This window comes from Marinobacter sp. L-46 (assembly GCF_056859535.1).
In genome coordinates, this window is record NZ_JBSXOP010000083.1 from 33,230 (window position 1) to 42,285 (window position 9,056).

At 58.2% G+C, this 9,056-nt stretch carries 7 protein-coding genes and 1 pseudogene; 5 read left to right on the top strand and 3 right to left on the bottom strand.

Features of this window, described 5'->3' with window-relative positions; genetic code table 11:
• The first annotated feature begins 116 nt into the window (after nucleotides 1–116).
• The 5 genes from AC13DJ_RS14660 (at nucleotide 117) to AC13DJ_RS14680 (ending at nucleotide 5,999) form a co-directional block, all read left to right on the top strand.
• Complete coding sequence (locus tag AC13DJ_RS14660; RefSeq protein WP_482932888.1) at nucleotides 117–509, top strand: globin domain-containing protein; 393 nt, start codon at nucleotides 117–119, stop codon at nucleotides 507–509.
• A 119-nt stretch (nucleotides 510–628) separates the two neighbouring features.
• Nucleotides 629–1,627, top strand: coding sequence for an HlyD family secretion protein (locus AC13DJ_RS14665; protein WP_482932889.1), 999 nt, complete (start codon nucleotides 629–631; stop codon nucleotides 1,625–1,627).
• Entirely contained in the window at nucleotides 1,620–4,355 is a 2,736-nt protein-coding gene (rbbA, locus tag AC13DJ_RS14670) for a ribosome-associated ATPase/putative transporter RbbA (RefSeq protein WP_482932890.1), read from the top strand. Before AC13DJ_RS14665 ends, rbbA begins: the two co-directional genes overlap by 8 nt.
• A gap of 2 nt (nucleotides 4,356–4,357) precedes the next feature.
• A complete protein-coding gene (locus AC13DJ_RS14675) occupies nucleotides 4,358–5,476 on the top strand; it encodes an ABC transporter permease (RefSeq protein ID WP_482932894.1) in 1,119 nt (372 codons plus the stop codon).
• 10 nt (nucleotides 5,477–5,486) lie between these two features.
• The gene (locus tag AC13DJ_RS14680; RefSeq protein WP_482932891.1) at nucleotides 5,487–5,999 is read left to right on the top strand and encodes a lipocalin family protein; all 513 of its coding nucleotides are present in this window, start codon (nucleotides 5,487–5,489) and stop codon (nucleotides 5,997–5,999) included.
• A 43-nt stretch (nucleotides 6,000–6,042) separates the two neighbouring features.
• Here AC13DJ_RS14680 and AC13DJ_RS14685 read toward each other — a convergent pair whose 3' ends face one another.
• From AC13DJ_RS14685 to AC13DJ_RS14695, 3 genes and pseudogenes are all read right to left on the bottom strand, one after another.
• Complete coding sequence (locus tag AC13DJ_RS14685; protein ID WP_482932892.1) at nucleotides 6,043–6,810, bottom strand: retron system putative HNH endonuclease; 768 nt, start codon at nucleotides 6,808–6,810, stop codon at nucleotides 6,043–6,045.
• Complete coding sequence (locus AC13DJ_RS14690; protein ID WP_482932893.1) at nucleotides 6,807–8,108, bottom strand: AAA family ATPase; 1,302 nt, start codon at nucleotides 8,106–8,108, stop codon at nucleotides 6,807–6,809. The genes AC13DJ_RS14685 and AC13DJ_RS14690 overlap by 4 nt, the downstream gene beginning before the upstream one ends.
• Before the next feature lie 72 nt (nucleotides 8,109–8,180).
• Nucleotides 8,181–8,915, bottom strand: a pseudogene (locus tag AC13DJ_RS14695) (restriction endonuclease subunit S); the annotation flags it as partial.
• Between the last annotated feature and the right edge of the window lie 141 nt (nucleotides 8,916–9,056).

Here is a 9,056-nt window from a genome sequence, read left to right on the forward strand (position 1 = left end):
CATTTTGTCGCAGTCTTTAGTCGTAGCGATATGCCGCTATAGCAATGGCTGGCTTCATCCTTACAATCCGTGCCCTCCTACCCATTCCCGAAAAAATTCAAGGACACTCACTGCAAATGACCAACACGGACCTCGTTTTTCAGAGTTATGGCCGTTGCTGCCGCAAGGATGACTTCTTTGTCGACTTCTACGATTTCTTCATGGCCAGCTCTGAGGCTATTCGCGCCCGGTTTGCGAATACCGATATGCCGGCCCAGCGCCACCTGCTCCGTAACGGCGTAATGCAGATTATCCTGGTTGCCCGGGGTATGTCGGACCGCAAACTGCGGGACCTGGGCGAAAGCCATAACCGCAGCAACTACAACATCAAACCGGAATGGTACGACCTGTGGGAGCAATCCCTGCTGAAAACCGTGCGGGCCCACGACCCAGAGTGGACCCCCGAGTTACAGCAAGCCTGGCGTGAAGTACTGAAGCCGGGTATCGACCTGATTCGCGGCGCTTACTGATTTACTGTAAGGCTGACAGTCCAGATAGATTGGAAGCGATCTTGATTCCTGTCAGCCTTATCGTCACACTTTTTCTCTATACTTCCCTTCCGTATTACTCATCTGATCAAGGACGACATATGGCCGGTAAAAGCGCCAAAACTGCCTCCAAACTCCTGCTGGCACTGCTGATTGTGGCTGTGATAGCGGCTGCTGTCTGGTACCTGATGCCGAACGGCGACGAACTCCCCGAGCACATTGCTTCCGGCAACGGCCGTATTGAAGCCACCGAAGTGGATATCGCCACCCGCATACCCGGGCGCCTTGAATCCTTCGAGGTGCGTGAAGGTGATATGGTAGAAGCCGGCCAGCTGCTGGCGGTGATGGACACCGACGAGCTCAAGGCCCGTGCGGCGGCTGCCGAAGCCAACCTGCACCAGGCCGAACAGGCCCGGCTGCTGGCTGAAGCCATCGTCTTGCAGCGGGAAAGCGAGCAGCGCTATGCCCGTGCCGAACTCGCCCGTATTGAAACCCTGGTCGACCGGGGCCATGCCTCCCGGGAGCAGCTGGACCGCACCCGCACGGCGGCAGAAACCGCCGGGGCTGCCCTGCAGGCGGCCCGGGTACAGGTGGCTTCGGCCGATGCCGGCATTGAATCGGCCCGGGCTGCCATCCGGCAAATCCAGACCAACATCGACGACAGCCAGCTTTCCACTCCGGTGGGTGGCCGTGTGCTATACCGGCTGGCGGAACCCGGTGAGGTACTGGCTGGCGGCGGCAAGGTGGCCACAGTGCTGGATGTGACCGACGTCTACATGACCATCTTCCTGCCCACGGCCCAGGCCGGCAAAGTGCGGGTAGGCTCGGAAGCACGCATCATCCTGGATGCCCTGCCGGATTACGTGGTGCCGGCGGAGGTCAGCTTTGTGGCGGCAGAAGCCCAGTTCACCCCCAAATCGGTGGAAACCCGCAGCGAGCGGGAGAAGCTGATGTTCCGGGTACGCATCCGCATCAATCCGGACCTGCTCAAAGCTTACCGGGACCGGGTAAAAACCGGTGTGCCGGGCGAAGCCTATGTGCGGCTGGATGAAAGCCTGCCCTGGCCCGATAGCCTGAAGGCGAGCCTGCCCAATGACTGACACCGTAGCCCGGCTGGAAGGAATCAGCCACCACTACGGGGAAACCGCTGCGCTGTGCGACATTACGCTGGATTTCCCCGCTGGCTGCATGGTTGGCCTGATCGGCCCGGACGGGGTGGGTAAATCCACCCTGCTGGGGCTGATTGCCGGGGCTCGTGAATTACAGCAGGGTCGACTGCAGGTGCTGGGCGGCGACATGGCCAGCCACCGGTTTCGCAACCAGGCCGCCCCGCGCATTGCCTATATGCCCCAGGGCCTGGGTGGCAACCTGTACCACACCCTGACGGTGGACGAGAACATTGCCTTCTTTGCCGACCTGTTCGGCCTCACCGGTGCCTCCCGCCGGCAGCAGATCGACCGCCTGCTGGATGCCACTGGCCTGCTGGCCTTCCGGGACCGCCCCGCCGGCAAACTGTCTGGCGGTATGAAACAGAAACTGGGCCTGTGCTGCGCACTTATCCACAACCCGGACCTGCTGATTCTGGACGAGCCCACCACCGGCGTAGACCCGCTCTCCCGCAAACGCTTCTGGGACCTGATCGACACCATCCGTGGGCAAAGTAGTGGGATGAGCGTGCTGGTAGCCACCGCCTACATGGAAGAAGCCGAACGCTACGACTGGCTGGTGGCCATGGACGCCGGCAAAGTGCTGGCTACCGGCTCCCCCGCCGAGCTGCGCCAGCAAACCGGCACCGATAACCTGGACGATGCCTTTATCGCCCTGCTGCCGGACAGCCGCCGGGAGCAGGAGCTGGGCGTGCCGGTATCGGCACAAGCGGCAGCTTCGCCCACTCCCGAAAACAGCACTCCGGCCATCGTGGCGGAGAACCTGACCCTGAAATTCGGCAGCTTTACCGCGGTCAAAGACGTCAGCTTTACCATCCCGAAAGGCGAGATCTTCGGTTTTCTGGGCTCCAACGGCTGCGGCAAAACCACCACCATGAAAATGCTCACCGGCCTGCTGACGCCTACGGAGGGCAATGTGGCGTTATTCGGCGAGCCGCTGGATGCCAAAGACCTGGCCACCCGCCGCAAGGTGGGCTACATGTCTCAGTCGTTCTCCCTGTACGGCGAGCTGACCGTGCGCCAGAACCTCGACCTGCACGCCCGGCTGTTCCACCTGCCGGAGGCAAAAATTGCCGGGCGCATCAGCAGCCTGGCCGGGGAATTCGGCCTGGAAGAGGTGCTGGACCACCAGGCCGGCGCACTGCCGCTGGGGGTGCGCCAGCGTTTGTCTTTAGCGGTGGCGGTGGTGCACGAGCCGGAACTGCTGATTCTGGATGAACCCACCTCCGGTGTAGACCCCGGCGCCCGTAACCGGTTCTGGCAGCTGCTGATGCGGCTGTCCCGGGAAGACGGGGTGACCATCTTTATCTCCACCCACTTCATGAACGAAGGCGAGCGCTGCGACCGCATTTCGTTGATGCACGCCGGTGAAGTACTGGCCTGTGACACGCCCCAAGCACTGATCGAACAAACCGGCAGCGACAGCCTGGAAGGCGCCTTCATGACCACCCTGGAAGCGGTGGACAAGGAACCGGAAAGCCAGACCAGCGGCAAACTGCTGAATAAAGAGGGCGGCCAGCCGGAACGCCCCAGGGCCTTCAGCCCGCAACGGCTGCTGGCCTACGGCCGGCGCGAAGCCCGGGAACTGCTGCGGGACCCGATCCGCATGGCCTTTGCCTTAATCGGCTCGGCCCTGCTGATGCTGATTCTGGGCTACGGCATCACCATGGATGTAGAAGACCTGCCCTTTGCGGTGCTGGACCGGGACCAGACGCCCCAGAGCCGGGATTACATCGCGGCGATCTCCGGCTCCCGCTATTTTGTCGAGCAACCGGCACTGTCGAAGACAGAGGAGCTGGAGCGGCGCATGCGTTCCGGGGAGCTCAGCCTGGCCATCGAAATTCCCTCCGGCTTCGGCCGGGATATGAAACGGGGCCGCGACACCGAGCTGGCGGTGTGGGTGGACGGCGCGATGCCGTTCCGGGGCGAAACCATCCTCGGCTACGTGCAGGGTATGCACATCAGTTACCTGAGCGAACAGGCCCGGCAGGCGTGGGGCGAAGTACCCACGTTGAGCCTGGTCAGCCTGGAAGACCGCTATCGCTACAACCAGGATTTCCGCAGCCTGGATGCCATGGTGCCGGCGGTGATTCCGATCCTGCTGATCTTCATCCCGGCCATACTGATGGCCCTGGGCATTGTCCGGGAGAAAGAACTGGGTTCCATCACCAACCTGTACGTCACCCCGGTCACCCGGCTGGAATTTCTGCTGGGCAAGCAGTTACCCTACATCGCCTTCAGCATGGTGAGCTACGCCAGCCTGGTGTTACTGGCGGTCTATGTGTTTGATGTACCTCTGAAGGGTGGCCTGTTCACCCTCACGCTTGGCGCCTTGCTGTTTGTTACCGCCACCACCGCCCTGGGCCAGGTGATGTCCACCTTTGCCTCCACACAGATTGCCGCCCTGGCGGCCACCGCCATACTCAGTATTCTGCCCACCGTGCAGTTCTCCGGCCTGACCGAACCGGTATCGTCCCTGAGCGGTGCTGGCGCCTGGATCGGCCCCTTCTGGCCGGCCACCTGGTTTTTGCAGATCAGCCGGGGTGTGTTCACCAAGGGCCTGACCCTGGCCGACATGCAGGGCGCGTTCCTGGCGCTGGCGGCGTTTATTCCGGTGCTGACCGGCCTGGCCATGGTACTGCTGCGGAAACAGGGGCGCTGATGATGAAATCTCTCGGTAACATCTGGCACCTGGGTATCAAGGAACTGCGCAGCCTGTGGCAGGACAAGGTGTTGATGGTGTTCGTGCTGGTGGCCTTTACCCTGATGATCTACACCGCCGGCTCCGCCGGTTCCATGGAGCTGCACAACGCCCCGGTAGCGGTGGTGGATGAAGACCAGACCGTGCTCTCCGGCCGGGTCATCAATGCCCTGCAGCAGCCCTGGTTTCTGCCGCCAGACATGGTGCGCTACGACCAGATAGACGACCTGCTGGACAAGGGCAGCCACACCTTCGCCCTGGTAATCCCGGAAGGCTTCGAGCGCAACGTGCGCCAGGGCCAGCCGGTAAGCCTGCAGCTGAACATAGACGCCACCCGCATGAGCCAGGCCTTTATCGGCACCACCTACATAGAACGCTTCGCCATGACCGAAGTGGCGGAATTCCTGCAGCCGGGCAGTTCCACCGACGGCCTGCCGGTGACGTTGGTGACCCGCGCCAGCTTCAACCCCAACCTGGACGGCACCTGGTTTGGCGGCGTGATGGAGCTGATCACCCAGGTGACCCTGATCAGCATCATCCTGACCGGCGCAGCGCTGATTCGCGAACGCGAACACGGCACCGTGGAACACCTGATGGTAATGCCGCTGCGGCCGTTCGAGATTATGGCGTCCAAGGTGTGGGCCAACGGCCTGGTGGTGCTGCTGGCGGCTTCTGTGTCGATCACCCTGGTGATTCAGGGCTGGCTGAACGTACCCATTGCCGGCTCTGTGTGGCTGTTCCTGCTGGGGGCGCTCATTCACCTGTTCTCCACCACCGCCATCGGCATCCTGATCGGCACCGTGGCCCGCACCATGCCCCAGTTCGGCCTGCTGCTGATCCTCACCATCCTGCCTTTGCAGCTGCTGTCTGGCGGCATCACCCCAAGGGAAAGCATGCCGGACCTGGTGCAGAACATCATGCTGGCCGCCCCCACTACCCACTTCGTGAGCATGGCCCAGGCCATTCTGTACCGGGGTGCCGGGCTGGAGGTAGTGTGGCCGCAAATGCTGGCGCTGGTGGCCATTGGCGGAGTGTTTTTCTCAAGCGCACTGGCGCTGTTCCGGCGCCATCTGTCGGTGTGAGGATAGAACCATGAAAGCACTGAGCCTGATTACCGCCACCCTGCTGCTGTTAGCCGGCTGCACTGGCCTGCCTGAAGGCATCGAACCGGTTACCGGCTTCGACAAAGACCGCTACCTGGGCACCTGGTATGAAATCGCCCGCCTGGACCACTCCTTCGAGGAAGGCCTGAGCAAGGTGACTGCCGAATACACCCTGAACGACGACGGCAGCATCAAAGTGATCAACCGGGGCTACAACGCCGAGGAAAGCGAATGGCAAGAAGCCGAAGGCCGGGCGGTGTTTGTGGGCGATAGTGACGTGGGCCATATGAAGGTGTCGTTTTTCGGGCCGTTTTACGCGTCCTACGTGGTGTTCGAGCTGGATGACGACTACTCCACGGTGTACATCACCGGCTACAACCGGAATTACCTGTGGCTGATGTCTCGCACGCCGGAGGTGAGTGATGAGGTGCTGGAGGCGTTTAAGGCGCGGGCTGAGGCTGAGGGGTTTGAGCTTGGGGAGTTGATTGTGGTGGAGCAGTGAGACCACTCAATTCACTTTGTAGCACAATCTTTCATCCTTGCTGCTAACCTTGGTATCCGGATTCCTCCAGATGCAGTTCAGCGTCACTCCCGAGATAGCTACGAATGGCTGTAAAAAATGCCTGCCACCTTCCTGCCTGATTTTTACTGAGATGTACGCGAGCAAGTTTCTTGCGGGCCAAACCAACATCCTCGCCTTGTTCGACGACTATTCGAAGTTGTTTGTTCAGTTCATTCAGAACCTGCTTTCTCAGGCGGTTAAGTCTTGGCGCGTTTAGATTCAGTTCCTGAATCGTCTCTTCCGCTTGCTCAACACTAACGCCTGCTGCCTGGCAATTATGCGCTAATACAGAAAGCTCTCCGGTGCTTCGACTACATGAGAAGAGCGCGGGGGAGGCTGGTATATGTCTCGGGTTTAGGATGATTCCATCAAGGTTTTTATCGCCCTTCGGGACATCGCAGGATGTGTCTGGGCTTGTGAAACGTGTAGCTGAGTCAGCAACCGTACTTTGGCTCCCCCCGTGACAACAGCCCAACAGGTTTTGCCAGTCCAAGTGCCAGTTATGGCCAGATGTTGTATCGGACTTCGGGTGGAAATGTTCAACTCTGAAGTCAGCGTCGCCATCCATCGTCTTATCAATAAGATCGATTTCGCAGTAGGCACACAGCCAGCCTTGATCCTCTTTCAGTTGGTCCTGCACGGGTAAACGGCGATGTTCGACTCGGGCAAATTGCGGCCAAGTATTATACGGTTTAAGTGTTTTGTAATTGGCCAGTTTTTCGGGTTCCAGTCCCTTTGGAATGTATTTCACGAATTCTCCTTTTCCCACTCCTGCATACGGATATCCATATCCAGACGCCGTAACTCCGGCTCGTATTCTGCCCCCCACTGATCAAGCCTGGCCCGGAGGGATCTCGCTTCCGGGCTGTCCCATTTTCCTTCCTCAACCATCTGTTGGTATTCATGCAGCGATTTCACAATGGAGAGGGACTCTACTCTTGGTGACTCCAGTCCCAGCACGTCCAACAGAACTTGTTGGGATTCGGCGCCCTCCGAGAATGAAACGGGTAGCAATTCCGCCTTGTCATTAACCCAGTTAATTACCCGAAGACACTCGGGCTTGACCGACGAAATAACCTGAGCGCTGTGAGTAGACACAATAAACTGAACGTTCTCAAAGGTACGGATGAGGTCCAGAAGGATAGTCTGTTGCCAACCGGGATGAAGGTGTAGATCAACTTCATCAATCATCACCACACCTTCCGTTTTCAAAGGGTCTGGCATATCCGGATTGGCCTCAGCCATTCTGGCTGCAATATCCATGACCATGGCGAGCGTGGTTCGGTAGCCGTCACTGAGTTGTTCAATGCGGAGCTCTTTGACAACGCCATCCTGATTCCAGTCGAGCTTGATGCCCGCGGGCTCGGCACCTCGCGGGTTACTGAAGGCCGGCAACATGGTCGTTACCGCTTTGCGGATCGCCTTGAGTTCCGGGATCTCAACATCGAAAGATCGCGCCTCTTTTTGGGCGCGGGTTTCTCGGTCTTCCAGGGCATAGAAATATTCAACAAAACTCCGGAAATTGGTGTGGCTCTCGAGGGCACCCTTCAATGCATCGAATCGACTGAATTCTTTTGCAAAGCCCCGTTTTCTCTGGGGAATATGGAAGACGCCGCGGCCTGTTCCGTAGTAGATGAAAATCGGGAGTTGATAAGGATGGCCCTCATTATGGGCATCAATGAACTTATCGACATACTCATTCAAATCCCGGATTCCTTTACCCTCAGGAATCTGGCTGACGGTTTTTTTCGTTTTGTCCCTTTTCTCCGTGCGGTCCCAGACAACATCATCCATGGATTCGCACTTTATACGCATAAAGGCTGGCTTACTGCCGTCCGGATAGATTTGGAAATCGGTATCTTTGGGATTGATACCACTTACCTTAGGCAGGCGGGTGAGGAATTGACCAAGGGCGATTGCCAGTCCGTCCAGAATGCTGGATTTTCCAGCACCATTTCGGGCAACCAGGACGGTGGCTTGTTCGTGAAAGGTCAGGCGAAAATCATCAAAGCGGCGAAAATGCTGCAAATGTAGCTCTTCTATTTTCATGGCAGATGCTCCGCGTTTTGATTCACTTCCTGTTGTATGGGTATTTTCCTGATTCTTCTGACTTTTACTACCTTATAGCCGCCGATTTCGGGTTTTCTTAGCCGGTTTCACCGCCGCCCGCTCTGCCTTGATCCGCTCCAGCAACGCTTCCGCACTGTTCTCCCCGGTGATCAGTTCCGGGTTGTCCTTGCGCCATTGCTCGGTGAGTTCGCCCCGACAAAATCGCCGGGAGCGATTTTGGACAGCCGAAGGCTGGCCCGAAGGGCAAAGCACAGGGATGTGCTTTGCAAAGGCTTTGGCCAGGATGGACTGGGTGAGGTTGTTGATGCGGGCCAGTGCGTTGTTGACCTGTAGTTCGATGCGGTCGGCGTGGGCGAAGAGCTGGTCTACTTGGCGGACGATTTCGGATTGTTCTTCCTTCTCAGGTACCGAAATGCCAATCCCACGAACCTTGTTGAGATTAAGGTTTGGCTGAGCCCCACCGGCCGCTACTTTTCGGGTTTCCTCGTAATTCTCAAGAAGCCTCAGCTTCAGATAGCTGCGTAGGATCTTTTGTTCATCGGCAGTGACGGCTGCGCAGGCTTGGTTACATGTGGCGGACAGTCTCAATTCTGTTACCTGTCCACGAGTTTTACCTTCACCGTACATTGCCAACAACAGTGTGCCTGGTGGAAAGACCTTAAGAGAGCACTCATCAACGGCACTCTTAGTTACAAATTGTTCCGCTGAATCTGTAAAAATTGCTCCTGTACTGGCGCTGGTCAGCCATGGCACATCGCCATCTTTCCAGTATTTGGGCTCTTTTCGGCTAGGAGTCTGCGCGGCAGAAGTATTTTGAGCAAGTGACCCCGCCGCGTCGAATCACAGTTCGGCCCGAGAACGTATCCACAATATCCAGCCGAATAGAGTCTCGATTCTCTCTATTCAGTCAGTCAAGACGGTTATCAG

What these genes read in the sequence shown, in the direction of transcription:
- AC13DJ_RS14660 (WP_482932888.1), top strand. Translation starts at nt 117, where the DNA reads ATGACCAACACGGACCTCGTTTTTCAGAGTTATGGCCGTTGCTGCCGC.
- AC13DJ_RS14665 (WP_482932889.1), top strand. Translation starts at nt 629, where the DNA reads ATGGCCGGTAAAAGCGCCAAAACTGCCTCCAAACTCCTGCTGGCACTG.
- rbbA (WP_482932890.1), top strand. Translation starts at nt 1,620, where the DNA reads ATGACTGACACCGTAGCCCGGCTGGAAGGAATCAGCCACCACTACGGG.
- AC13DJ_RS14675 (WP_482932894.1), top strand. Translation starts at nt 4,358, where the DNA reads ATGAAATCTCTCGGTAACATCTGGCACCTGGGTATCAAGGAACTGCGC.
- AC13DJ_RS14680 (WP_482932891.1), top strand. Translation starts at nt 5,487, where the DNA reads ATGAAAGCACTGAGCCTGATTACCGCCACCCTGCTGCTGTTAGCCGGC.
- AC13DJ_RS14690 (WP_482932893.1), bottom strand. Translation starts at nt 8,108, where the DNA reads ATGAAAATAGAAGAGCTACATTTGCAGCATTTTCGCCGCTTTGATGAT.